The sequence below is a fragment of the Arthrobacter sp. D2-10 genome (assembly GCF_054161285.1).
Genome location: NZ_CP096431.1, coordinates 1,092,825 through 1,117,124 on the forward strand (window position 1 = coordinate 1,092,825; position 24,300 = coordinate 1,117,124).

Annotated in this window: 20 protein-coding genes; 8 read left to right on the forward strand and 12 right to left on the reverse strand. The window is 59.9% G+C overall.

What is annotated here, in order from left to right; all coding sequences use genetic code 11:
- Positions 1-34: 34 nt before the first annotated feature.
- From M1D74_RS05195 to M1D74_RS05215, 5 genes are all read right to left on the reverse strand, one after another.
- Positions 35-1,507 carry a sugar transferase gene (locus M1D74_RS05195; RefSeq protein ID WP_458116734.1) on the reverse strand — a complete coding sequence of 491 codons (1,473 nt, stop codon included), beginning with the start codon at positions 1,505-1,507 and terminating at the stop codon, positions 35-37.
- Positions 1,508-1,527: 20 nt separating this feature from the next.
- The gene (locus M1D74_RS05200) at positions 1,528-2,967 is read right to left on the reverse strand and encodes a polysaccharide biosynthesis tyrosine autokinase (RefSeq protein ID WP_458117142.1); all 1,440 of its coding nucleotides are present in this window, start codon (positions 2,965-2,967) and stop codon (positions 1,528-1,530) included.
- A 130-nt stretch (positions 2,968-3,097) separates the two neighbouring features.
- A complete protein-coding gene (locus M1D74_RS05205) occupies positions 3,098-4,102 on the reverse strand; it encodes a GDP-L-fucose synthase family protein (protein ID WP_458116735.1) in 1,005 nt (334 codons plus the stop codon).
- Complete coding sequence (gmd, locus tag M1D74_RS05210; RefSeq protein WP_458116736.1) at positions 4,103-5,131, reverse strand: GDP-mannose 4,6-dehydratase; 1,029 nt, start codon at positions 5,129-5,131, stop codon at positions 4,103-4,105.
- Between the two features lie 45 nt (positions 5,132-5,176).
- Complete coding sequence (locus M1D74_RS05215) at positions 5,177-6,424, reverse strand: glycosyltransferase family 4 protein (RefSeq protein WP_458116737.1); 1,248 nt, start codon at positions 6,422-6,424, stop codon at positions 5,177-5,179.
- 660 nt (positions 6,425-7,084) lie between these two features.
- Here M1D74_RS05215 and M1D74_RS05220 point away from each other — a divergent pair.
- The 5 genes from M1D74_RS05220 (at position 7,085) to M1D74_RS05240 (ending at position 12,908) form a co-directional block, all read left to right on the forward strand.
- A complete protein-coding gene (locus M1D74_RS05220; RefSeq protein ID WP_458116738.1) occupies positions 7,085-8,218 on the forward strand; it encodes a glycosyltransferase in 1,134 nt (377 codons plus the stop codon).
- A gap of 161 nt (positions 8,219-8,379) precedes the next feature.
- On the forward strand, positions 8,380-9,318 hold the full coding sequence (locus M1D74_RS05225) for a glycosyltransferase (RefSeq protein ID WP_458116739.1): 939 nt from the start codon (positions 8,380-8,382) through the stop codon (positions 9,316-9,318).
- Positions 9,319-9,512: 194 nt separating this feature from the next.
- Positions 9,513-10,430 carry a hypothetical protein gene (locus tag M1D74_RS05230; protein WP_458116740.1) on the forward strand — a complete coding sequence of 306 codons (918 nt, stop codon included), beginning with the start codon at positions 9,513-9,515 and terminating at the stop codon, positions 10,428-10,430.
- Positions 10,431-10,518: 88 nt separating this feature from the next.
- Positions 10,519-11,646, forward strand: coding sequence for a hypothetical protein (locus M1D74_RS05235; RefSeq protein WP_458116741.1), 1,128 nt, complete (start codon positions 10,519-10,521; stop codon positions 11,644-11,646).
- A gap of 203 nt (positions 11,647-11,849) precedes the next feature.
- Positions 11,850-12,908, forward strand: coding sequence for a glycosyltransferase family 4 protein (locus M1D74_RS05240; protein WP_458116742.1), 1,059 nt, complete (start codon positions 11,850-11,852; stop codon positions 12,906-12,908).
- Between the two features lie 132 nt (positions 12,909-13,040).
- On the opposite strand, the gene M1D74_RS05245 is transcribed toward M1D74_RS05240, so the two are convergent.
- The 3 genes from M1D74_RS05245 to M1D74_RS05255 form a co-directional block, all read right to left on the reverse strand.
- Positions 13,041-14,354, reverse strand: coding sequence for a UDP-glucose dehydrogenase family protein (locus tag M1D74_RS05245; protein ID WP_458116743.1), 1,314 nt, complete (start codon positions 14,352-14,354; stop codon positions 13,041-13,043).
- A gap of 107 nt (positions 14,355-14,461) precedes the next feature.
- Entirely contained in the window at positions 14,462-14,914 is a 453-nt protein-coding gene (locus M1D74_RS05250) for a VanZ family protein (protein WP_458116744.1), read from the reverse strand.
- Positions 14,911-15,486 (reverse strand): arsenate reductase/protein-tyrosine-phosphatase family protein, encoded by a 576-nt coding sequence (locus M1D74_RS05255; RefSeq protein ID WP_458116745.1) that lies wholly within the window; start codon positions 15,484-15,486, stop codon positions 14,911-14,913. The genes M1D74_RS05250 and M1D74_RS05255 overlap by 4 nt, the downstream gene beginning before the upstream one ends.
- Before the next feature lie 128 nt (positions 15,487-15,614).
- On the opposite strand from M1D74_RS05255, the gene M1D74_RS05260 reads away from it, so the two are divergent.
- The 3 genes from M1D74_RS05260 (at position 15,615) to M1D74_RS05270 (ending at position 19,749) form a co-directional block, all read left to right on the forward strand.
- Positions 15,615-17,048 (forward strand): sensor histidine kinase, encoded by a 1,434-nt coding sequence (locus tag M1D74_RS05260; RefSeq protein ID WP_458116746.1) that lies wholly within the window; start codon positions 15,615-15,617, stop codon positions 17,046-17,048.
- The gene (locus M1D74_RS05265) at positions 17,045-17,719 is read left to right on the forward strand and encodes a response regulator (protein ID WP_458116747.1); all 675 of its coding nucleotides are present in this window, start codon (positions 17,045-17,047) and stop codon (positions 17,717-17,719) included. Before M1D74_RS05260 ends, M1D74_RS05265 begins: the two co-directional genes overlap by 4 nt.
- A 221-nt stretch (positions 17,720-17,940) precedes the next feature.
- Positions 17,941-19,749 carry an amino acid transporter gene (locus tag M1D74_RS05270; protein WP_458117143.1) on the forward strand — a complete coding sequence of 603 codons (1,809 nt, stop codon included), beginning with the start codon at positions 17,941-17,943 and terminating at the stop codon, positions 19,747-19,749.
- On the opposite strand, the gene M1D74_RS05275 is transcribed toward M1D74_RS05270, so the two are convergent.
- From M1D74_RS05275 to M1D74_RS05290, 4 genes are read right to left on the reverse strand one after another with little or no spacing between them, the layout of a single operon-like run.
- Positions 19,737-20,348, reverse strand: coding sequence for a GNAT family N-acetyltransferase (locus M1D74_RS05275; protein ID WP_458116748.1), 612 nt, complete (start codon positions 20,346-20,348; stop codon positions 19,737-19,739). The two genes, M1D74_RS05270 and M1D74_RS05275, sit on opposite strands and share 13 nt — an antisense overlap.
- Before the next feature lie 9 nt (positions 20,349-20,357).
- A complete protein-coding gene (locus tag M1D74_RS05280) occupies positions 20,358-21,557 on the reverse strand; it encodes a glycosyltransferase (protein ID WP_458116749.1) in 1,200 nt (399 codons plus the stop codon).
- Between the two features lie 50 nt (positions 21,558-21,607).
- Positions 21,608-23,227: an ABC transporter permease gene (locus M1D74_RS05285; RefSeq protein ID WP_458116750.1), complete on the reverse strand. Its 1,620-nt coding sequence runs from the start codon at positions 23,225-23,227 to the stop codon at positions 21,608-21,610.
- On the reverse strand, positions 23,227-24,192 hold the full coding sequence (locus M1D74_RS05290; protein WP_458116751.1) for an ATP-binding cassette domain-containing protein: 966 nt from the start codon (positions 24,190-24,192) through the stop codon (positions 23,227-23,229). Before M1D74_RS05290 ends, M1D74_RS05285 begins: the two co-directional genes overlap by 1 nt.
- Positions 24,193-24,300: the final 108 nt, after the last annotated feature.

Consider the following 24,300-nt stretch of genomic DNA (forward strand, 5'->3'; position numbering starts at 1 on the left):
CTGGTTGGCACTTTCGGTCATAGTGAAGTACTCCCTAGTAAGCGCCGTGGCGGCTGACTACTGCCCGGAATGTGCGAAGGAGGATGGTTATATCTCCGGTCAGAGACCAGTTCTCCACGTAATAGAGGTCCAGCCGGACTGTGTCATCCCAGGAGAGCAATGATCGGCCGCTCACCTGCCATAACCCTGTCATCCCTGGACGCACGAGCAGCCGTCGGTGAGCGTGTATGTCGTATTTCTCGACTTCCGAAGGAAGCGGTGGCCGGGGGCCCACCAGGCTCATCGAACCGCTCAAGACGTTGAGTAGCTGTGGCAGCTCGTCGAGACTGAATCGACGGATGAAGGCACCGACCCGGGTCACGCGCGGATCATTCTTCATCTTGAACAGAATCTCGTTGCCCTCACTGGTACCCCGCAGTTTTGCCAGGTGTTGCTCGGCGTCCACTACCATCGACCTAAATTTGAACATCGTGAAACTGTTACCCTCGGCCCCGATCCGTTCCTGGCGGAACAGAATTGGCCCTTTGCTGTCGTAACGAACTGCAAGACCCACGGCGATCAGTATGGGAGCAAGCAACAGCACAGCGAGACTAGCTCCGATTATGTCGAACAGCCTCTTCATGAACTGCTGGCCCTTTTCAAGATTGGGCGTGGACACATGGATGAGCGGGAGTCCAGCCACAGGTTGTGTGTGAATGCGGGGTCCGGCGACGTCGGTCAATGCAGGAACCATGATGAGCCTGATGTTCAGATCGGCGAGTGCCCACCCGAGGGCGCGGATTGTTTTCGGGGGAAGTTGCACACCTCCCGACAGAGCAACCGCGTCGGGGCGAAATTCCTTAATCGCGTCAACGATATCCTGTGCACCAGTTGCGCGGCCTATGATTGGGAGGTCGATGTCTGAATCGAGTTCGGTCGCAGCCGTAGTCCCTGGAAGGTAGGCCCCGACCGGTTTGTACCCAGCCATAGGCTGCCTTCGAAGGGAGCGGGCGAGATGTTCCGCGCTGCTGGGCCCGCCGATGATCAGAACATTTTGGCTACTTCTACCTGATTCCCGCTCGAGATGCAGGAACTTTCGAAGAATTACGCGGGAAAGTAGAAGGAAGATCAAGCCTGCGGGCAGGGCAACTCCGACATATCCTCGAGCGGTGTCGAGTTGCAGGGCGTAGGAAACGATGGCGACAAGACCGAATAGCCACAGGGAGGCTTCCAGCACGCGCTTGTATTCTTCGGTTCCGTGGCCCATCACCAGTGGCTCGCGTGACCCCAGAAGGTACAGCATGAGCCACCAGGCAGATGCCAGCGCCAAGGACAGAAAAAGATAAGGCTGACTGGACGAGGTCAGGTTTTCTGACTCGGGTACGCCAAAACGAACTATCAGAGCCCCAACCGTTGCCCAGAGGACGATACACGCGTCCGTGATGGCTAGGAGTCTGGAATAGCGAGAGGCCCAATTTCCTCGGCCCTTCTTCTCCAGCTTGAAACGGCTAGTCTGTCGGTGCTGCAAGAAGTCCCTATCCTCCCGCATCACGATTGGTTGGGGCGCACCCGTAGCACCTTTTCGTCGAAATCGGAGTCGATGCGGGTGCGGCCCTTCGGCCTCGGGCGGTTGCCTCGTTCCTTATCGCTGACGGCGGGCGACGCCTCGTACGAGTAGTAACTGTAGGCGTAAGAGTCAGGTCCCTTTGTGGGCAGTAGATTCAGGACTACACCGAGCAGATCTGCGTCCACCATTTCCAATGATGCGAGCGATTTCTGCACGTCAGGGAGCTTGACTTTGGAGGATCCGATGACCATGACTACCCCCCCGACCTGTTGAGCCAGAACGGCTGCATCAGTCACAGGAAGGAGTGGGGGTGCATCGATGATGACCGCATCGAACGCTTCTTCCAACCCAGCGATGAGCGCCTTCATCGCCTTCGATCCCAGAAGCTCACTGGGGTTGGGAGGAATTTGTCCGGAAGTCAACACGTATAGCTCGTCTTCTCCCCAAGGCTGCAATAGATCTTTCACGTCCGCTCGGCCTATGAGGGCGGTGGTTAGACCGGCGTTACGCTCTAACCCGAGGTATTCATCTACCCTAGGGCGGCGAAGGTCCGCATCTATCAGCACGACGGACTGACCCGATTGTGCCATTGCTATGGCCAAGTTTACGGCTGTGGTGCTCTTGCCCTCACCGGGCAGGGAGGATGTAACAAGCACGGTTTTCGAGTGGTGGCTGACATGTGAAAACTGGAGGTTAGTGCGGATTTGACGGAATGATTCAGCGCGAGGGCTCTGCGCTGGAGCCTGAGTCAGCAGCGGTTTCTTTGTTGCATCAGTATCGAATGCGATTCCCCCTAGGATCGGGGCCTCGGTGAGCTTGCGGAGGTCAGCCTCCCCTCTTAGCCGGGTGTCGAGGGTCGTTCGAAGCAACGCGGCGGCCAGACCCATCATCAGACCCACCACCAGACCCAAAGCGAGATTCAGTCGAGTGTTCGGCGCCGACGGGGACGTAGGAGCTGTCGCAGGCGTCACCACCGAGAGCTTGACCGGTGACACGCCGTCTTCGGAGGTAGTTTCAAGATTCTCGATTGTCTCAACGAGGCTATCTGCTACCGCTTGGGCTATCGCGGCTGCCTGAACGGGAGATGGATCAGAGGCAGTGATCGTCAAAAGCACGGTATCGACATCGGTGCTGGCCTCGATATTTGGAGCGAGCTCTGCCGGAGTCATCTCTAGGCCTAGGGCTTCAATGACGGGCTGTAAGACAACCGGTGTGCCGGCCGTTTCCGCATATGACTGCACCCGGGCCTGGGTGAACGAATTTCCCTGCTGAAGCTCTGCGACGGATCCCGAGTTCTGCGTGGCAGCGAAGAGCCTTGTCTGCGCGGTGTATGTGGGGGTGACGCTCAGAGAGAAAACGCCCGCGGCTAGTACCCCGAATACAGTGCATGCCGTAATGAGAATCCAATTGCGGCGGAGCACTCTGAGGTAATCTGTCAGCTCCAACGTTGAGACCTTCCTAAAGGAGACAAACCGCTGTCTTGACCGGCAGCAGTCCGAAATGATGTTCCGGAAACTCTCTCCCGGCCACGGAAGCGTCCCCGGCCAAAGTTCAGCTTCGAATCAGATTCACATTGGCACGGAACCATTGGACCGTGTGTTCGATTCCTTCGCGGAGACCGATCTGCGCTTTCCAGCCGGACTCGGCCAATTTCGATACATCAAGCAACTTCTGGGGCGTGCCGTCCGGTTTAGAAGTATCCCAGTCGATCGCCCCATCAAATCCGACGGCTCCTGCTACCATCCCCGCTAGCTCTTTGATGGTGACATCGGTTCCTGTGCCCACATTCACTTGGTCTGGTCCGTCGTAGTGTTCCAAGAGATGCAAACAAGCGTCTGCCATGTCGTCGACGTGGAGGAACTCTCGTCTTGGCGACCCCGTTCCCCAATTTGATACGCTGCGCGTTCCATTACGAACAGCCTCGTTATATCGCCTAATTAACGCTGGCAGCACATGCGATCCTTCGGGGGAGAAGTTGTCTCCTGGTCCATAGAGGTTCGTTGGCATAGCCGAGATCCACGCTAACCCGTACTGTCTTCTAACAGCTTGTACTTGCATAATGCCGGCTATCTTGGCGATGGCATAAGAGTCATTGGTCGGCTCGAGCTGGCCGGTGAGGAGATACTCTTCCTTGATGGGCTGTTCTGCATACTTCGGATAGATGCAGGACGACCCTAGGAAAAGCAGTCGTTCGACTCCGTATACACGCGCGGCGTCCAGCACGTTGACCTGTATGCGTAGATTGTCGCTCAGAAAATCAACTGGAAAGGTGCTGTTCGCGAGGATGCCGCCAACCTTGGCAGCGGCGAGGATGACGTATCGGGGCTTCGTTTCCGCGAAGAACGCAAAAACGGCGTCGCGATCTTTGAGATCAAGCTCCGATGATGTTCGCCCTATCAGATTTGTGAAACCCTCGGATTCCAAGCGTCGCCATATCGCTGAGCCGACTAAACCGCGGTGACCGGCAATATAGAAGCTGGAGTTCCGGTCGAGTGCCGCTGGCTTGAAGTCGACATTATCGCCGGCACTAGTGAGGCTGATGTTCTTAACGGACACCTACTTCTCCCAGCTTCCCAGGTTGACTTCATCGATCCAATGGTTGCCGGCATGATTCAGCGCCTGGATATCAGCGTCGACCATGATTCGGGCTAGTTCTGGTGTCTCAACAGTGGCTTTCCAACCCAGTTTGTTGTGAGCTTTTGAAGCGTCGCCGATCAGGGAATCCACCTCTGTTGGGCGAAGGTACCGCTCGTCGAACTTGACGTGCTCCTCCCAGTCCAAGCCGGCATGCTCGAAAGAGACTTGTAGGAAATCGCGGACGGAATAGCCTGCGCCTGTGGCAAGAACGAAGTCATCTGGTTCGTCGACCTGCAGCATGCGCCACATTCCTTCGACATATTCGGCCGCGTATCCCCAGTCCCGTATTGCGTCCAGATTGCCCATGTACAGAGCGTTCTGCTTACCTGCCTTAATAGCTGCGACCGCTCGAGTGATCTTTCGCGTAACAAAAGTCTCGCCGCGCCGCGGCGATTCATGGTTGAAGAGGATGCCGTTCACCGCGAACATGCCGTAGGCTTCGCGATAATTTTTGGTGACCCAGTAGCTATACACTTTGGCGGCCCCGTACGGAGAGCGGGGATAGAAGGGAGTGTCCTCATCCTGCGGTGGCGGGGTGGCGCCAAACATTTCTGATGAGGAAGCTTGGTAGAAACGCGTCTCTATGCCAGCCATGCGGACTGCCTCTAGCAGTCTGATGGAGCCCATACCTGTTGTATTACCGGTGTGCTCCGGTTCTTCGAAGGACACTCGCACGTGTGATTGGGCAGCAAGGTTATACACCTCGTTGGGCTTGATTTCCGCCAGCAAAGTGACAAGACGTGCCCCATCGCTGAGATCGCCGTAATGCAGGAAAAGCTTTGCGTTTGGCTCGTGGGGATCGACGTATAGATGGTCGATCCGGGTGGTGTTGAAGGTGGATGCGCGTCGGATCAGGCCGTGCACCTCATAGCCCTTTCGGAGAAGCAGCTCTGCAAGATAGGAGCCATCCTGACCAGTGATTCCGGTGATTAAGGCGCGCTTAGTCAACGCAGTCCCCCACTTCGTTTGCTGTTGCTTGTTCTGTTTTGCCTATCAGGCGCGGCGTTTGGTTGCTGATAACTGCCGTAGCCACTCGCTATATTTGAGTATAGCTGCGTCCTGCGCGAGGACTGTCTCAGCGTAATGCAGGCCAGCTTGTCCCAACTCCTGGGACAAGTGTTTGTCACGGGCAAGCTGTTCAGCTGCGAGTAACAACTCCTCCGGTGCACCGGGATCGACGCGTAGTCCCCCGCGGGATTGCAGAATCTCCCCGGCGGTGGTGCTGTCCAATTCAGTCGCAGCCAATACCGGGAGCCCCGTCGAAAAATATGAAGTGAGCTTGCTGGGAACCGCCATTTCCCGAAGTCCCGGAAGCTCATTCACCAGTAGCACGTCGGCCGAACCAATGGTTTGCCTGAACTTCACGTCAGATACTGGGTCGATGAATTGGAGACGATCGATACCCTCCGAGAGGGCTTTGATACGGGCGCGCTGATTGCCATCTCCGAGCAGCACGAATCTGACCTTTGATCCAGTTGCGTCGGCAAGACGCGCGGCGTTGACTACATTCTCAAGCCCTTGCTTCTTGCCCATATTCCCTGCGTGAAGGACCACTACGTCGTCCTTTTTCCAACCCCACTGTGTTCGGGTGATGTCCCGATCGATCGCGATTGAATTTCCGATGTGGGTCCAGTTTCGTATCACGTCAACCTGTTCGGCGGGTACTTTGAGATGCGAACTAACGTAGCTTTTGAACCGATGATGGATGACGACTACCCTCGTTGCGGATCGCAGTATCAAGCCTTCTATAATCCTCATTGCCGGAGCAAAAACCGAGTTCTTCTCGTTGATCTCCGTGAGACCGCGACTGTATATGTCTTGTACCCAAACACCGGCTGGCGGCCGCCGCCAGCCGAACCGCGTTCGAACAAGCGCAAAAGCACTCGAAAAAAGCGCTGGGGTCACAACGATAACCACGTCCGGATTGAACCAGCGGGCAAACAGCACCCTGATGCCGAAACTCAACTCAAGATACAGTCTCTGCGGTCCCGAAGGGTGGGTAGGAACGAAGTGACTGAGTCGCTTCACAGAAACGCCATTGATGACTTCATGCATCGTTCGGCCCGAGTATCCCTCCCGCATCTTCCACTCTGGATAGTGAGGAAACCCCGTAATAACCTGTACGTGATGACCAATTGCGGCCAGGTGTTCCGCAAGTCGCGTTGTGTAGGGGGCGATGCCGGTTGGCTCGGGATGGTAGTTCAGTCCGATTATGGCGATACGAAGATTTGGCTCATTCACACATGCAAGAATAGTCCGAGACCCTACCAATCCTATCGGAGCAGCATGACACAGCCGGGCGGCGACGGACCCCACAGCGAAGATCAATATCCGGTCATCGATTTGTCGGCTGCACCTGGGGCCAAGGAATCCTGGGATCGCCCGCGGTGGATAGTTTACGTCTGGGCGTTTCTTGAAATCCTGATCATAACTAACCCTCTGCAAGTTAGTTCGAAGCTACGAGTTCGTCTGCTGCGGCTTTTCGCAGCTGAGATCGGGAACGACGTGATCATCAGACCACGAGTGCGAATCAAGTTTCCATGGAAGCTACACGTTGGTGACCGCTGCTGGATCGGTGAAGGCGTTTGGATACATAATCAGGACCACGTCTACCTTGGGTCCGATGTCGCGCTATCTCAGGAAACCTTCATAACAACGGGAAGCCATGCACACCGTAAGGACATGGCGCTGATCACTCGTCCTGTGTCAATCGGTTCTGGGACGTGGGTGACCTCGCGATGCATCGTAACGGGAGGCGTAACGATTGGTCGTGCTGCTCTAATACAACCCATGACGAGAGTCTCGGTGGACGTTCCGAGCGGCGTGATATTCGGTTCTGCTGAGCCGGGCGTTGTCGGCGCCCGATTTGGACATCCGCGCCCCAAAGGATAGATGCGAACGATGCGAATAATCCACGTAGTTACTGTTGTGGACCCTGATGCCAGCTACGGCGGACCAATTCGAGTAGCTCTCAACCAGTGTCGAGAACTTTCAGCGCAGGGACATGATGTAGTACTGGCTGCATCCGCAAAGGATTTCAGGGGAGCGCTACCGGAGCAGTTCGACGGTGTCCCCGTGAAGCTATTTGCGGCGATGAGGATCCTCCCCGGCGCAGGTTTCGCGGGTCTTACTTCACCCAAGCTTTTATGGTGGCTACGCGGTGCTATCCCGAAAGCGGACGTTGTTCACATCCATGCAGCTCGTGATTTCATTACACTCCCTGCGGCTTTAATTGCGGCAAGTGCTTCAGTTCCATACGTACTTCAAACGCATGGAATGATCGACCCATCGTCGAATCCGCTAGCCGTTCCTCTCGACTTACTCGTGACGCGCAGGGTGTTGGACCGAGCCTCCCGCGTATTTCATTTGACCGAAACCGAGCGCGCAGATCTCAATGAAGTTGCGAAGCATGATCTCGGTTCGGTCGAACTCCAAAACGGGGTCCCTATGTCGGAAGTTCAGGCGGTGGAAAAAGGCGCGGTCGAAGTCCTGTACCTAGCGCGACTCCAGGAGAGGAAGCGCCCGCTCTTATTTGTGAAAATGGCCGTCGAACTTCTGAAAGAACACCCTGAAGCGATATTCACCTTGGTTGGGCCAGATGAAGGAGAGGGGAAGGCCGTACTTGATGCAATCCGGGAGGCGAATGTTGGCCATAGCATCAAGTGGGAGGGCCCATTGAGCCCCGACAAAACGCTGGACAGGCTCTGTCGTGCATCAGTGTTCGTTCTTCCTTCAATGAATGAGCCGTTCCCCATGGCGGTACTGGAGGCGATGTCTACGGGATTGCCTGTCATTGTGCCTAGTTCTTGTGGCCTCGCTGCGACCGTGAAGAATGGCGGGGCGGGCGCCGTGTTCGATGGAACTTATGATTCATTGGTCAGCATGGTCGAACCGTATCTTTCAGATGCAGAGTTGCGGAGAGCACACGGTGTAAGAGCGCGTGAACTAGTCGAACGGAATTTCAGTATGCGAACCATAAGCACGAGGCTCGAAGGTCAGTATGCTGATTCAGCAGGTGAGGGCCAACCAGCATGAGGTCCTTGGTTATAGTTCAACCTTACGTTCCGAAGTACAGGCTCCCACTGTTTGAGAGGTTGATCGATTCCCTTCGCGCAGATTCGATACATTGCGTGGTTGCTGCCTCGCAACCTAAAGGGGATCAGGCAAGCCGCGCTGACTCTGCCGTCGCTGAGTGGATGAGCCCCGTTGGCAATCGGCAGTTCAGTTTAGGTGGGAAGTCCGTTAGTCTTGGCGGCGCTTGGAACAGTTGGAGGAACAGCGACGCGGTCATCGTCGGTCACCTTGGATCGTCATTGGAAACTTACCATGCGCTGGTTTCGGGGATGCTGTCATCTCACTTGCGCGTTGGAGTTTGGGGGCACATCAAATCGTATGTCAATGACCCGAATCCTCTTGATGCTGCATTAGAACGGTGGCAGTTGCGGCGTGCCGATCAAATCTTCGCATACACGCCCTCAGGGGCCCAATATGCATTAGCGGCTGGTGTTGGGGAAGATAAGGTTACGACCCTAATGAATACGGTCGACACGGAGGGCCTTCAGGCTGCAAAAGCGCGCCTATCTGACGAAGAAACTTCGCAGTTCAGCTCAACTTTAGGCATCGATCCCGCCAGGACATTTTGCTTCATTGGGGGTTTGGACGCGAGCAAGCGCATTGATTTCCTCCAAGTTGCTCTGGATATCTTGTGGAAATCGGACCCGAGCATCAAGCTCCTGGTCGGAGGTAATGGTGCGGAAGTAGACAGACTGGAGCCTGCGATTGACCGGCGCCAGGTTATCTTGCTAGGCCACGTGGACGCGGCTCAGAAGGCTCGTATAGGAGCAGTATCAAAGGCGATCCTCATGCCTGGTCGTATCGGGTTGGTAGCAGTAGACGCGTTAGTGCTGAAAATCCCAGTGGTGACAACGCAATTTGCGTATCACGCACCCGAGGCTGAATACCTGGAAGAAGGTACTTCAATGATTAGTGCACGTAACGATCCCGAGAGCTATTGTCGAGAGATTCTACGTATCGCCCATGAGCCACCAAGTGGCATGAACGCGTTCGCTGAACCTCCGAGTATGTCAAGTATGGTCGAAAACTTCGTGCAGGGCGTGCACCGAATGATGCGTTAGATGATATGTTTTTTTCGAGCGATCAAGGCGATGAATAGTTGAAGGTACTGATATGCGAAAAAGACGCAAATGGACATCGTTTATATTATGTTCGCCTTCTCGCATCCCGCGCTCTTGAACTGGGACACGACGTCTGGTTGCTCCTAGGAGTAGGTGCCAGGGGGACCGTTGAATATCGTACTCATATAGCGCACTTGGAGCCGGCTATCCAGGTGCAAGAGTCTGCGGCGCAGTCATTGGAAGACATCCAACGTTATGCCTTGTTCAGAGATTGCGAATGGGTCGTTGTGCCCAACGGCGACGAATATGCTTATGCGTTGATCATCAACACCCGTTGGAGTGCCTCCGCGAGATTGCGATTGCTCATAATGAGGGAGTCTGGCCAGGCTCGCAGCCCACTTTTGCTACGGGTGAAGACTCAGGTTAAACGAATGGCATTGAAGGCGGTAGATGGAAAGTGTAATGTCGGTGTTTCGCTCTTGAAAAGTTCGTTTTGGGAAGGGCAAGAAAGATTTTCGGTTGTGAAAGATCCCGTGCATATCAACGTGCACCAGCACGACAGGGAAACTTTGCGTCGGCGTTATCGAATGACGGATGCGTATTGGTTCGCTGTAGTGGGGGCAGTTACAGAAAGAAAGAATCTTCCCTTGATCATCGATTCGATACTATCGCGAAGTTTCGATGTACCGATAGGTCTGATAGTGGTCGGCAAGATGTCGCCGTCGGTTGCCGACGAGGTCAACTCACGGCGGAAAAAGCTCTCGGCATCAGGAATTGAGCTTCGTATAGTCGACGAGTGGTTGCGTGATGAGGAGTTAGACGGTCATATTCTCGCCGCGGATTGTGTAGTGCTTGCTCACTCTAATGAGGGTTCTAGCGGAATAATGGGAAAAGCTGCAGCCCTCGGAACTAGGATAGTAGCCTCGGGCGCCCGGTCATTGCGATCTGATAGTCGAGAACATGCGGAAGGTTCGGCCTGGTGCGCACTCGAGGAAAATGATTTGGCATCCGCTATGCGTGCCGCATCTATTGCGCCCCGACCAGAGCCTAGAAATATCTCCTCCGCGGAGGCTTTTACTGACCCATTGCTTCCTTCCGATTCTCTCGACTAGAGAGATGCCAGCTGAACGCGAAAGGAGGCCTGGTTCGGGCCGCCAAGCTATTGCTTTGGCGGGTGCTACCGGTCTCTCACAGCTCGTGATGGCTGCGATGACAGTGCTCGCTGCACGAGCATCGACTCCAAGCGAGTACGGTTTGGTCATAGCCGCGGTTGCCCTTGGCACCGTCGGGGCAGGGTTGCTGGACTTTGGTACCAACCCCTTCTGGATTCGTGAACTTGCGCGAACCCCGGATGCCGCGGCCCAGATTCATCCGTCTTTAGTCTCAAAGGTGTTACTCGCCATCGGCATTTGTTCGATTTGGATTGTCGGTTCGAGTTTAACCTCGGTACCCGAGTACGCAATCGCCGGGTTCATGTCGTTCTCCGTGATACTGGGTCAGACCCTCCATGTTCCACTGCGCGCCGCCGGGCGTGCAGATTTGGTGGCTGTTTCGCTCGTCGTTGAACGAGGCACATCGTTTCTCCTTTTTCTTGCGATGGTCGCAGCTGGGGTTAGTTCTGTCAGCGCCTTATGGTTGGGGCTGTTCGGGGGTGCGTTCATCGGGGCAACCCTATCTTGGCGAATGGCTGCGCCGGGGTACCGGCCTGCCTTGACCAAACAAAGATTGGTTAACCCATGGAGGGGCGCACGACATTTCGGCTTTGCAAACCTCGCGGTGACATTCCAGTCCTTAGACCTGACCTTGATGTCGGCATTCGGCGGTACGCAGGTAGCAGGCGTTTACGGTTCGGTTAATCGGTGGACCCAACCGCTGGGTCTTGTTGCTGCATCATTCTCGTCCGCAGCGGTGCCTATTCTAGTAACTTCATCAAATTGGCGAGCCGCTTGGTCGAGCTTACGAAGAAGCTCAATGCTAATTCTTGTTTCAGTGATGGCTTGCGTCGTAGTGGCTATATTCTCGTCGCAAATAGTGGACGCCGTATTGGGTGAGGAGTATCGCCGGGCAGGTCCGGTCCTAGCAACTCTAGCTTGCGGAACGATATTCGGCGTGTTCAACCAACCAATGTTCGCAATCCTCCAATCACGCCGTTTTGATCGGGCGGTGTCTTTGATCATGGTTGGAGCGGTTGTGCTGCAATTGGGGGCGGTGTCAATCATGTCCGCGTTGGGCGGAGCTGAAGGTGCCGCTTTCGCTTATCTATTCGCACAGATGTCCATATTCTCGTGCTTTATTTTCATGCTCTGGCGTGCTCTCAAAAGGTGGTGAAATGACACACCTGACGCTGCTTATGAATGGTCGTTGACTGCGTAAGCTTGATCAGAGTGGGTAGTCGGAACCGCTGCCTTTCGATGTCTCCCGCGTCATCTCGTGCCGCTCAACGAAGTCTCGAAGGCAACGGTGGTGAGTGGAGCGGTATGGTGTGGTAGACCGTGGGTCCATTAAAGCCCCCGTGAGCGTTAGGATGACCGATGAAAGTTATGCACGTGTTGCTCAGCCCTAGGGTAGGAGGCGCCGAATCATTCGTTGCGGCGTTGATGTCTCATATGGAACAACATGATTTTGTCGACCAGCGTCTGCATTTCCTGGATCACGCCGACGCGAGAAGGAGCCGGTTAGGGCGCGTGCAGCGTTTGCGCAAGGCGATGGCCGATTTCAGACCCGACCTTATTGTTTCCCACACAGCAATTCCTAATCTCTATGCACGCATCGCCGCACCCCGGTATTCACTCAGTGTAATCGTGCTTCACAGCAGTGGGAACGACTATGCCGGATTGGGAGTTCGGGCGATGGAGCGGCTTCTGCGACGCATCAGGACGGTAGGGGTTGTAGCAGTCAGCGATGTTGCGAAGGCCAGCTATGAAAAGTACTTGGGTGAGGATAAGCGCATTCGCGTGATACCGAACGGTATTCCGCCGTTGCACCCGAAAGCCTCCGACAGTTACCGAACAGAACCCACTCACATTACAACTCTCGCTCGCATCTCGAAGGTGAAAAATCCCGCTCTTTGGACTGAAGTTGCGGGCCGCGTAAATTCACGTCACGCACGGACCAAGTTCGAGTGGTACGGACCGGTTGCTGAAGGTGAGGACTTCGCTAGTCTTATGGCGCAGACTGCTGACGTCGAGCGAGTACGGTTCTGTGGTCCTACAATGGATGGCCCAGCGGTGCTTGAGAATTCCGATGTTTTGTTCCATCCGTCGGACCGAGAGGCCCACAGCCTTACCTTGATTGAGGCAGCAATGGTTGGACTACCGATAGTTTGCTCGGAGGAGGTAGCGGAATCAGCCGGGCGCGAGTATGTTGATGAGGTTTTTCCTGCTGGTAAGCCAGACGAGGCCGTGCTCGCGCTTGAAAGGGTGCTCGCGAACTATGACGCGTACGCGGAGGCTGCTGCATCCCGCGCGAGTGAGGCGAGGGACTACTTCTCGCTGGAATTGTGTACGGAGAGGTACTTGTCTTACTTCGGTGAGCTGTTGCAAACTCGGGATTCCGAAACACGTGCAATGTCGAAAGGAGAGAGTTCATGACCAGCATTTGCTGGAGCGGCTACGCACTGCAGGCGATTCTGCCGTCTAACGTATGCCAGAGACCAGGGGCGAGGTTGTCCGTCGGCTGACCAAGCTCCGGGGAGAAGATCGTGGTGTCTAACGACTATCTGTTCAGGAACGCCCGATCCCCTTGTAGCGCCATCCCGCCAATCGCCAAGATGAGGGATCGAGCATGTTTCGACCGTCGAGGATCTGCGCTTTGGTTACCAAGGTTGTCAACGCAGCAGGGTCCAGTTCGAGGTACTGGCTCCATTCCGTCAGGAGCAGCACTGCTTCAGCGTCAGTAAGCGCAGTCGGGAGATCAGTTTCGAAATGGAGTTCCGGGAACCGCCTGCGGGCGTTGTCTATCGCCTCGGGGTCTGTAACCGTGACCTCAGCACCTTGCAGTTGTAACTGAGCCGCGATACTTAGTGCAGGGGAGTCACGGACATCATCGCTGTTCGGCTTGAAAGCGGCCCCGAGAACGGTGATGCGTTTTCCAATCAAGGATCCACCGCACAACTCACGCGTCAGCTCCACGGTTCGCGAGCGCCGGCGCATGTTGATTGCGTCGACTTCACGCAGGAAGGTGAGGGCCTGGTCCGCGCCGAGTTCACCAGCGCGAGCCATGAAGGCTCGAATGTCCTTGGGTAGGCAACCTCCACCGAAGCCGATGCCGGCGTTGAGGAACTTGCGACCGATGCGGTCGTCCATCCCGATCGCATCGGCCAACGCGGTGACGTCTGCCCCTGCGGCTTCACAGAGCTCGGCCATGGCATTGATGAACGAGATTTTGGTGGCAAGGAAGCTGTTGGCCGCAGTCTTCACCAGCTCAGCCGTGGGATAGTCCATGACGAGTCGGGGAGTGCCCTCTGCAAGCGAAGCAGCGTAGACCTCGTCCAGTGCCTGGGTTGCTCGCTCACCAGCCGCGCCTTCAGGGACGCCGTAGACGAAGCGGTCCGGGTGAAGGGTGTCCTTGACAGCGTGACCCTCGCGGAGGAACTCCGGATTCCAGGCAAGGATAGCTTCCGGAGCGGTTTCCATATACTCATCCGCGAGACGTGATGCCGTGCCGACAGGAACAGTGGACTTGCCCACCACGACGTCGCCAGCATTCAGGTACGGAGCGAGGCCGGCGAAGGCCGCGTCGACATAGCGCAGGTCAGCTGCATATTCACCCTTTCGCTGGGGTGTTCCTACACAGATGAAGTGCACTTCGGCACCCGCGGCGTCCGCCATGCTCGAGCTGAACTTCAGGCGACCGGAATCGAGCGAGTTCTTCAGCAGCTCGGGTAGCCCGGGTTCGAAAAACGGCGCGTGGCCGACCGAGAGTTCGTCGATCTTTCGCTGGTCCACATCAATACCGACGACGTCATGTCCAAGCTTTGCCATCGAGGCTGCGTGGACCGCGCCCAAATAACCGCACCCAATCACGGAAATGCGCATATGTGTTCCTTCCCCCAGCTCCCCAGTTCATCCCCGCAAGCCGAGACGATTGCTCGTGGCCGCACGTTACCTTTTGTAGGGTATCGGGTACCCAAAGGGAACACTATTCAGTGGACGTCTGGTTCAAAACTGTTGCGAAGTGCCCACCCGTACACGGCCACCGTCCCGATTGCGGCGCCGAGTGCATTGGCCAGGACGTCTTGCGGTGTCGCGAAGCGTTCCGGGCGGAAGAGCTCCTGGCCGAGCTCGATACACATCGACGCTAGGATGCACACAGGCAACGCAACCCAGGTGCGTCGCAACGGCAGGTACGCTGCGACGAGCATCCCGAACGGGATGAACAGCAGCACGTTCGCGACCGACTCGATCAGGCTGTAGTCGAACCACCCCGGAATACCCAGGCGATGCAGAACACGCAGCACTCGGCCGATGAGCCCAGATGCACCCTCGTCAACGGGCGACGGCCAGAACGCAATCAGCGACAGCGCCAGCAGGTAGCCGGCCAGCAGCGCGACGAGGCGTCGCCGCCGTCGTACTGGTCTTGAGGGTGCGGCTGTCACCGATGCTTTCGTTCCCAGCCCACCAGCGACTCCACTGCCGGCACCAATTCCCGGACCATCTGCTGGTACACGGCGTCCGCACGGCGGAAGGGGTCCACAACGTCGTCGCCGGATGGGTCGGACGGGTGGACCGTGCGTGCGCGGACGACCTTCGGCATGATGGCGCGCCAACGCATGGGGGCAGGAAGAGTGGGGTCGCCCTCGAGGGGGGAAAGGAGCCTCGCGAACTCGCGCAGCGTGAAGGTCTTGCGCAGCAGCGACGGCATCATCTCGATGATCAGGCCGCGGTGTTCGCGGGTCAGGGCGAGGACCAGGTCCTTGCCCTCGAGGATGCGTTCCTCGACCTGCCGGGCGGCGAAGCCATTGGTATCGCCGTTGAAGACCCGCACAAATCCGGCCACCTGCGGGTCGATTTCCCTGCCCACGAGGGCGCCGGTGCCTGCGCTTGAAATTTCGAACTCACCCGGTGCCAACGCGTCGAAGGAACTCCTAAGTAACCGCTCAACCATGGGGGAGCGGCAGATGTTGCCGGTGCACACGGCAAGGATCCGAAACGGCGTATCGGTGGTCATGGCCTCTATTCCTGGAGACTACGCATGAAAGCGCGAAGGACGGGTCTACTTCGAAGCGTACCGGGTGCACGTTGTATTACGGTCGCGCTGATGAACGCGGCCTGCGTTCGACCTGCGAGAATTCCCGCATGGCACGATTCGAGGCACCCGAACTAGGCCGTGCCCGTACCTTCACCGGCTTCCTTCTGGCGCTCCTGCTGCCGCCCCTCCTGGAATGGGTGATGTTCGCCGCGGGCAGCGACTTCCTCGCCTCGGACGTGCTCGTCCAACTGGCCGGGGTGGTGGCGGTTGCACTGGTCGGGGGCTTGTGGTCCGCGCTGCTTGCCGCCCTGTGGAGCAGCCTGATCCTCAACTACTTCTCGACCGAGCCGTTCGGATCCCTCGAAATCGCCGATCCCGAAAACGTGCTGACCCTCCTCATCTTCGTAGCGGTGGCAATTGCCGTGTCCCTGGTGGTGGGACTCGCAGCTCGCCGGTCCCGCGAAGCCGCCATCGCCTCCGCCGACGCCGCAACCCTGGGCGAACTCGCGCGAGGTGTCCTCGCTGCCGAGGACACCGTCCAGGGTTTCCTGCACCACGTCCGCACCCACTTCGACATGGACAGCGCGGCGCTCTTCACCCAGGAGGACGGCAACTGGAAGCTGCTCGCTCGCGAAGGCGCAAGACCGGCGTCGTCGGGGTCGGAGGAACAGCCATCACACGAGGGCGACACCGGCACTCTCATCCCAGGCGGATTGAAGCTCGTACTCTACGGCCGGCCGCTGACCGCTCGGGAACAGCGACTGCTCGCGGCGTTCGGCTCACAGCTGGCAGCGCTCCGGCAACGGCAACAGTTGGTGGCCAGCACCGAGGAGAACCGCCGCCTGGCCGAAGGAAACGTCATGCGCACGGCGATCCTGCGCGCCGTCTCCCACGACCTGCGCACACCGCTCGCCTCCATCAAGCTTGCGTCCAACAGCCTTCGTCAACAGGACATCAAGTTCACCCCCGAGGAAGAAGCCGAGCTGCTGGGCACGATCGAAACCTCATCCGACCGGCTGGCGTCCCTCATCGACAATCTGCTCGGCATGTCCCGCCTCACCGGAGACGCAGTCACCCCACACCTCGGCCCTGTGCACTGGGCGGAGGTCATAGCCTCTGCCTCGAAAGGGTTGCCCTCCGACAACGTGAGGATCCTGCTCGCCCCCAATACGCCGCCCGTACACGCGGACTTTGGGATGCTTGAGCGCGTGGCCGCTAACATCGCCGAGAACGCACTGAAGTACGCGGGGGAGTCCGACGTCGAAATCACCGTACTGGTGTCGGGCACCGTAGGGGACCATCCGGCGAGCGAGCTGCGCGTCCGCGACCATGGGCGCGGAGTGGAGCCGGCCGCCGTCGTGCGCATGTTCCAGCCCTTCCAGCGGCTGGACGACTCCCGTGCCACCGGGCTGGGGCTGGGTTTGGCCGTCGCGCGAGGGTTCACCGAGGTGATGGGCGGTGAGTTGCGAGCCGAAGAGACACCGGGCGGCGGCCTCACCATGGTGGTCCGGCTGCCGCTGTCCACGGGGGTGGGGGAGTGACCACGGTCCTGATTGTCGACGACGAACCCCAACTCCTGCGCGCACTACAGATCAACCTGCGCACCCACGGTTACCGTCCCGTCACGGGAGTCGACGGCGCCTCTGCGCTCGCCGCGGCATCGGAACACCGCCCCGACCTGGTAATCCTGGACCTCGGCCTTCCCGATATGGATGGCGTCCAGGTCATTGCCGGGCTACGGGCCTGGACGCAGGTGCCCATCATCGTTCTCTCGGCACGCCACGGTCCCGAGGAGAAGGTCGAGGCGCTCGACGCCGGCGCCGACGACTACGTGACCAAACCCTTCGGTCTGGAGGAGCTCCTGGCCCGTCTTCGCGCAGCTGAACGACGGTCGGTCGGTACCCCGGGCACGCCCGTGGTCACAACCGCCAGCTTCACCCTTGACCTCGCCGCCCGGAAGGCCGAAAGGAACGGCGAACCGGTACGGCTGACCCCGACGGAATGGAAGATCGTGGAACTGCTGGTTCGGAACCCCGGTCGGCTCGTAGGGCAGCAGCAGCTCCTGCTCGACGTATGGGGACCGGCGTACGCCCGCGAGGTGCAGTACCTGCGCGTCTACCTGAACCAACTCCGCCGCAAGCTCGAACCGGACCCCGCGCAGCCGCGGCACTTCATCACCGAGAGCGGCATGGGCTACAGGTTTGAACCGTAGGAACTCGAGATTCCTCGGGGGTCCATAAAGGATCCGTAAAGATCGCGATCGTGCGGAAATGCCGGGCATAGCTTCGAGTCGTGAGCATTCTTCGTGACCAATTTGTCCAGACCCGCCGCGCCCGCCGATTGGGGCACTGGCTGCTCGACGACGAGAACCAGCGTCACCCGCACCCGCACCCCAATCCCGCCGAGCACGGAAAGCAGCCATGGTGGCGGGTCATGTGCCTGACCGGCGTCGACTACTTCTCCACACTCGGCTACCAGCCGGCGATCGCCGCCGCGGCCGCAGGCGCACTCGCGCCGGTCGCGACCCTCATCCTCGTAGCAGTCACGCTGTTCGGTGCACTCCCGGTCTACAAGCGGGTGGCCAGGGAAAGCCCGCACGGCGAAGGTTCCATCGCGATGCTGGAGAAGCTCCTCCCGAAGTGGAAGGGCAAGATCTTCGTCCTCGTCCTCCTGGGCTTCGCGGCAACGAGCTTCACCATCACCATGACGCTCTCCGCCGCCGACGCCACGGCCCACCTCATCGAAAACCCTTTCGCGCCGTCCTGGCTGCACGGCCAGGAAGTGGGAGTGACACTTGGATTCCTGCTGCTCCTCGCCGTCGTCTTCCTTCGCGGGTTTCGGGAGGCAATCGGCATCGCCGTCGTCATTGTTGCCGTGTTCCTGGCCCTCAACCTCGTGGTCATCGCGACAGCCTCCGCCCAGGTTGCAGTCGAGCCGCAACCCGTCGACGACTGGTGGGCACTCCTGACCACCCAGCACAGCAACCCTCTGGCCATGATCGGCATCGCACTCCTGGTCTTCCCGCGCCTGGCCCTGGGCCTGTCCGGGTTCGAAACCGGCGTCGTCGTCATGCCCCAGATCAAGGACGGACCCAACGACACCGAAGCCCGCCCCGAAGGCCGCATTGCCGGCGGGCAAAAGCTGCTCACCTCCGCCGCGGTGATCATGAGCGTCTTCCTCATCGCCTCAAGCTTCGTGACCACACTGCTGATCCCCGCCGCCGCGTTCGAGGAGGGCGGCGAAGCCCAGGGACGTGCGCTCGCCTACCTGGCGCACGAATACCTCGGCGAACGCTTCGGCACGCTCTACGACATCAGCACCATCGCCATCCTCTGGTTCGCCGGCGCCTCAGCCATGACCGGCCTGCTCAACCTGGTACCCCGCTACCTGCCCCGCTACGGAATGGCGCCGGCCTGGTCCCGTGCCACCCGACCCATGGTGCTCGTGTTCACCGCCGTCGCGGCCGTGGTCACCATTGCCTTCCAAGCCGACGTCGACGCCCAGGGCGGTGCTTACGCCACCGGCGTGCTGGTGCTCATCACCTCAGCCTCCGTGGCCGTGACCCTGTCCGCCCGACGGGACGGCCAGCATGGTGCTTTCCTGGGCTTCAGCGTGATCTCCCTGATCCTGCTGTGGACTACCTCCGCCAACATCTGGGACAGGCCCGACGGCGCCGGCATCGCTGCGCTGTTTATCCTCGGCATTGTGGTGGTGTCCTTTGCCTCCCGCGCCCGGCGTGCCTTCGAACTGCGCGCGACCACGATCACGCTCGATGACGAGGCCCTCAACTTTGTAGCCTCCCAGCCCGCAGGCGAGATCATGCTCATCGCCCACGAGCCCGAGAGACTCAGCGCCGCTGCCTATCGACGGAAGCTCGAGCACGCGTGCAGCGTCAGCCACCTCACCCCGGCCGATGAGCCGCTGTTCATCGAGGTCATCGTCGACGACTCCTCCGAGTTTGAGACGCACCTATTGGTACGCGGCGTCACCCGCCACGGTTACCGGATACTGGAGGTCCACAGCTCGAACGTGCCGAACACTATTGCGGCGGTCATGCTCCACATCCGCGACATCACCGGTCTGATGCCGCACGTCTACTTCCGCTGGACGGAGGGCGATCCGCTGATGAACCTCTTCCGCTTCCTCGTCACCGGCGAAGGGGAGATCGCGCCCGTCACCCGCGAGGTGCTCCGGGAAGCGGAGCCAGATGTGTCGCAGCGGCCCTGGGTTCACGTGGGCTGACCGCGGCTTCGCCGCCTCTGCAGCTTCTCGGTCAGTGAGAGACGCACAGTGGGCCACTCGCCGTCGATGATCGAGAACACCACCACGTCGCGGACGGTGCCGTCCCGCCAGAGGTCGTGATTGCGAAGGACGCCGTCCTGCTTGGCGCCCAGCGCGGCGATGGCACGGCGTGACTGGTGGTTGTGCCAGTGGGTGCGGAACTCGACGGCGATGCAGTCCAGCGTCTCGAATGCATGGGTGAGCTGCAGCAGTTTCACCTCTGTGTTGAGGCCGGTGCCCTGCGCGCTCGGAGCGATCCAGGTGGAGCCGATCTCTAGGCGCCGGTTGTCGGCTCGGATGTTGAGGAATGTCGTCATTCCGATTGCGCGGCCGTCACTCAGCCGGCGAATGGTCCACGGAACTACTGTGCCGGCGTCGTGCTTGTTTAGGCGGTTCTGGATCTCCTCAGCCATGCCGGCAGGGGAGGGAAGCCGGGTGTACCAGGCTTTGTAGAGGTCATTCTCAGCCACTGCCTCCGCCAGATCCTCGGTGTGCTCTATCGCCAGGGGCTCGAGAGTGGCGAGTTCGCCGGCGAGGGTCGGGGTCGAGAGGAAGTCCATAGCGAAAGGCTACGACCCGGTGAGGTTTTCCAGGACATCGAGCGCGACGGCGGTTCCCTTCTCCTTCTGCATCAGCTCCCCGGTACGCACCGCCTGCTTCCTGTACTTCCCTGCCTGCGCCAGGGCGCCCGTCAGCCTGTCCACGGTGAGCTTCCAGTAGGGGATCGGCCCAGGACCGAGTCGGCGCTGGTGCACGAGCTGCCCCCAGAACGGCTGGTCGGCGATGAACGGCACCACCACGGATGGAATGCCCGCCCGCACTGCGGCATGAACAGAGCCGGCCCCTCCATGATGGATCGCGGCAAACGCGCGTGGCAGTACTGCCTGGTGGTCTACGGATTCCCTCACCAGCAGGTCGCCGCCGCTTCGGGCTTCAGTGGGAACGTCGATTCCTCCCCAGCCGCTGGCCACCAACACCCGCAGACTGTTCCTGCGAGCCGCCTCGACAATTGCATCACCCCGAGCGCTCGCGTCCCCGGCCTTCATCGAGCCAAACCCCGCGTAGACAAAGTCGCCGCCCTCCACGAAATTCTTCAGTTCCTGATCGGTGTCTTCGGCCGACGCGGAGTGTCCCGTCCAATGACCCGTCAGATGCACCGAGGCCGGCCAGTCTGCAGGCCGGTGCAACAGCAGGGGACTGATTGGAATCAACGTTGCCCGCGGAGGCGGGACAGGCCGTGGTTCGGACGGAAGAGCCTCTACGGCTGCCGCAAGCTCCTTCTTAAACATCAGCGTGGCTACATTCGCCATGCTGTAAGTCGCCTTGTTCAGCGGACCCAGATTGCGGGGGATGAACGGGGCAGGAAACTCACGGGTCGCCGTCATCATCGGAATGGTTTCCACCAGGGCCGAGGGAATTCCCAGCCTCTCCGCCGCGATCGGAGCACTCAGGACTTTCGGGTGGTACACCACAACGTCCGGGGCGAAGTCGGTGATGAGTTCCACGGCGGTCGACAAAAGCCGGCCGAATGACGGCCGGATAACAGCACGGAAGTTTCTGGCCACAAGCCCGGGAGAAACGCCCTGGTCCCTGATGAGCTGGGCAAAATCAATGCGGAGACTCACAGTATCGAGGCCGGTAGTGTCCACCCCGGAGTTGTCCGGGATGGCAGTCCGGACGTGGTGTCCCCTGGCAGTGGCCGTGCGTGCCAGAGCAATGAAGGGTTCGACGTCGCCGCGGGTCCCGGCGGTCAGCAGCATAATCCTCATTGGGGGTACTCCATTGTCCAGAGTGAATCGGGATCAGATAGGGCTCGGCATCAGGCGGTCACGTCCCGCAGGCGGAGGAACAGCGCTGCCAGCGCAGCCCCGGCAGCAGCAACGGCGAACAATCCCCATGCCTCGGCCTGGTTGAAGGATTCCACCGGCATGGCAGAGGTGTGCCGGAACGGACTCGCGTCCTGCAGCCACTTCGGCAGGCCGAACAGCCCGCCGAACTCGCCCAGCACAAGACCCACAGCGAGCACCCCCCAGCTCAACGCGATGCTGAGCCGCGGAACCAGGGCAAAGGCCAGCGCAGCCGCGGCGAGAAACACCAGGGCGGCCGGTACATGCGCCAACGCTGCCGGAATCAACGACCAGGCAGGCCCATTGCCGGTGCCCGACAAGCCCAGGCCTACCGCGGCCGCAACACCTGCTGTGGCGGACACCAGAGCCGCGGACACAACCGCGACCAGCAGATTCGCACCAAGCCACCGTTGCCGGGAAGCAGGGGTGGACAGCAGGAGCTCGGCCCTGCCCTCCGCTTCCTCGGCCCGCATGCGCAGGACGGCCTGAATGCCCGCCGCCGCGGCGAAGACACCGACGATGCCCAGCAGTGCCGTCACGAAAACATCAACCAGCCCGCTCTGCCCACCCGGTGCAAGTCGGGCCAGAAGGTCGCGCAACTGTTCTACTCCGGACGCTGTCTCAGAAACCAGCGGGCCAAGGGCCCCGGCCATGGCCCCCAGGACGGCGGCCGCAACGCACCATCCGATGACGGCGGAACGCTGTAGGCGCCACGTCAGGCCCACGAAAGATGCGCCCCCGAGCCCGGCCCGCTCCCTGCCGTTGCGGTGGGAGAGCAGGCTCGCACCCAGGTCCCGGCGTCGTCGGATCAGCACGGCGAGTGCTCCCAGGGCAACCGCGGCAGCGAATGGTACCAACAGCGCGGTCAGGTTGGCACTGGTGAACGGCCGCACCTGCTGACCCCAGCCGATCGGCGAGAAAAGCGCCGGCCAGGCGCTCGTCACGTGAAGCAGGTCTGCCGAGGGAGTGCCCAGAGCATCCCCGACGCCGCGGACAAGATACGCCGCACCGACCAGGCCCGCAGCCGCCCCGTTAGCGCTCCTGCCGGTGGGCATAACCTGGACTACGACGGCCGCAACGCACGTGAAAAAGACCCCCACCACCCCGACGGCGGTCCCGGCTGCAAAAGCCCCGCCCACAGGCAGCCCGGCAGCGGTGAAGGCAACGGCAACAACGATGACGAGCACCAGGTTCGCCATGGCGCCAAGCACCAGCGTCGCCGCCAGGGACGCCGTCCGCGGAAGAGGCACGGCACCAAGAAGTTCGGCCCGTCCCAGCTCTTCATCCGCACGCGTATGCCGCACCACCAGGAACGTGTTCATCAAGCCGGCCAGGACAGCCGTGAACGCGTACCCCTGGAAGAACACCACCGCACCCACGCCGGTCCCGTCCGGCAGGCCGCGAAGAAACAGGAACGTCGGATTCGTCGCTGCCAACTGGACGATGGCCGCCCGTGATGCCTCATCGCCGAACTGCGTGGCGACGGCGGTGGAGGTGACAAAAGTGAGCAGGGCGATGCCCACAATCCAAATCGGAAGGGTCACCCGGTCCCGCCGGGCCTGGAAGCGGACCAGCCGCAGCACGCCGGGCATTACACAACCTCGCCCGTGCTACCTGCGCTGCTGTTGCTCGTGGCGTCATTGCTGCTCGGTGCCGTGCTGCTGCCATCGCTGTAGTGGCGCAGAAACAGCGACTCCAACGACGGCGGAGCAACAGACAAGCTGCTGATTCCAGGCTCAGCGATACCCGACAGAACGGCACCCAGATCTCCGGCGTCGGCGTCGAACTCGACCGCGCCGGAACCCACACTGACGCCATGGGCACCACTCAACGCAGCCACGCGTGACGGGTCGGAGAGACCCGTTACGCGGAAGTGTGTGCGTTGAAGGTGCCGCAATTCGGTCAGTGTGCCCGATTCCACTGCCGCTCCGGAGCGGATGATGGTCACCCGGTCGCACAGCTGCTCGACTTCACTCAGGATGTGGCTCGACAGCAGAACCGTGGCCCCGTCGCGGCTGACGCGCTCGACCTGGCGGCGGAACACGGCATCCATGACCGGATCGAGGCCGGCGCTCGGCTCGTCCAGCAGATAAAGGGGTGCAGGGCGGGCAAACGCGGCTATGAGTGCCACCTTCTGCCGGTTGCCTTTCGAGTAGGTCCGGGCCTTCTTCCGCGGGTCGAACTCGAATTCATCGATAAGGTCGCGGCGCAGCTGCCCGTCGGCACCGCCGCGCAGCCCGGTGAGCAGATCGATAACTTCACCGCCGGATAGGTTCGGCCAAAGGCTCACATCGCCGGGGACGTAGGCGATGTCCCGGTGGATCTCAACCGGATTCGACCAGGGGTCCACCCCGAAGACCCGGGCGGTCCCGGCCGTAGGACGAATGAGGCCCAGGAGAATGCGCAGGGTAGTGGATTTACCCGCTCCGTTCGGCCCCAGGAAACCGTGCACCTCTCCGGGTGCGACGCTGAGATCGAGGCCGTCGAGTGCTCGGGTTCCGCCGAATTCCTTCACCAGGCTTCGGGCTTCAATAACAGGTTGTGCTGGTGCGTTCATAGCCGTAGCTCCTAGCTAGTACCACGAACGCCCGCGGCCGCGCCGGGGCGTTCCGCAGGTCATGCCTGCGGGCCGACCAGGCTTCCCGGCTCTCCAATCCACAGCATA

What these genes read in the sequence shown, in the direction of transcription:
- M1D74_RS05240 (WP_458116742.1), top strand. Translation starts at nt 11,850, where the DNA reads ATGAAAGTTATGCACGTGTTGCTCAGCCCTAGGGTAGGAGGCGCCGAA.
- M1D74_RS05220 (WP_458116738.1), top strand. Translation starts at nt 7,085, where the DNA reads ATGCGAATAATCCACGTAGTTACTGTTGTGGACCCTGATGCCAGCTAC.
- M1D74_RS05255 (WP_458116745.1), bottom strand. Translation starts at nt 15,486, where the DNA reads ATGACCACCGATACGCCGTTTCGGATCCTTGCCGTGTGCACCGGCAAC.
- M1D74_RS05280 (WP_458116749.1), bottom strand. Translation starts at nt 21,557, where the DNA reads ATGAGGATTATGCTGCTGACCGCCGGGACCCGCGGCGACGTCGAACCC.
- M1D74_RS05275 (WP_458116748.1), bottom strand. Translation starts at nt 20,348, where the DNA reads ATGGACTTCCTCTCGACCCCGACCCTCGCCGGCGAACTCGCCACTCTC.
- M1D74_RS05245 (WP_458116743.1), bottom strand. Translation starts at nt 14,354, where the DNA reads ATGCGCATTTCCGTGATTGGGTGCGGTTATTTGGGCGCGGTCCACGCA.
- M1D74_RS05235 (WP_458116741.1), top strand. Translation starts at nt 10,519, where the DNA reads ATGGCTGCGATGACAGTGCTCGCTGCACGAGCATCGACTCCAAGCGAG.
- M1D74_RS05285 (WP_458116750.1), bottom strand. Translation starts at nt 23,227, where the DNA reads ATGCCCGGCGTGCTGCGGCTGGTCCGCTTCCAGGCCCGGCGGGACCGG.
- M1D74_RS05225 (WP_458116739.1), top strand. Translation starts at nt 8,380, where the DNA reads ATGAGCCCCGTTGGCAATCGGCAGTTCAGTTTAGGTGGGAAGTCCGTT.
- M1D74_RS05260 (WP_458116746.1), top strand. Translation starts at nt 15,615, where the DNA reads ATGGCACGATTCGAGGCACCCGAACTAGGCCGTGCCCGTACCTTCACC.
- M1D74_RS05270 (WP_458117143.1), top strand. Translation starts at nt 17,941, where the DNA reads ATGTGCCTGACCGGCGTCGACTACTTCTCCACACTCGGCTACCAGCCG.
- M1D74_RS05290 (WP_458116751.1), bottom strand. Translation starts at nt 24,192, where the DNA reads ATGAACGCACCAGCACAACCTGTTATTGAAGCCCGAAGCCTGGTGAAG.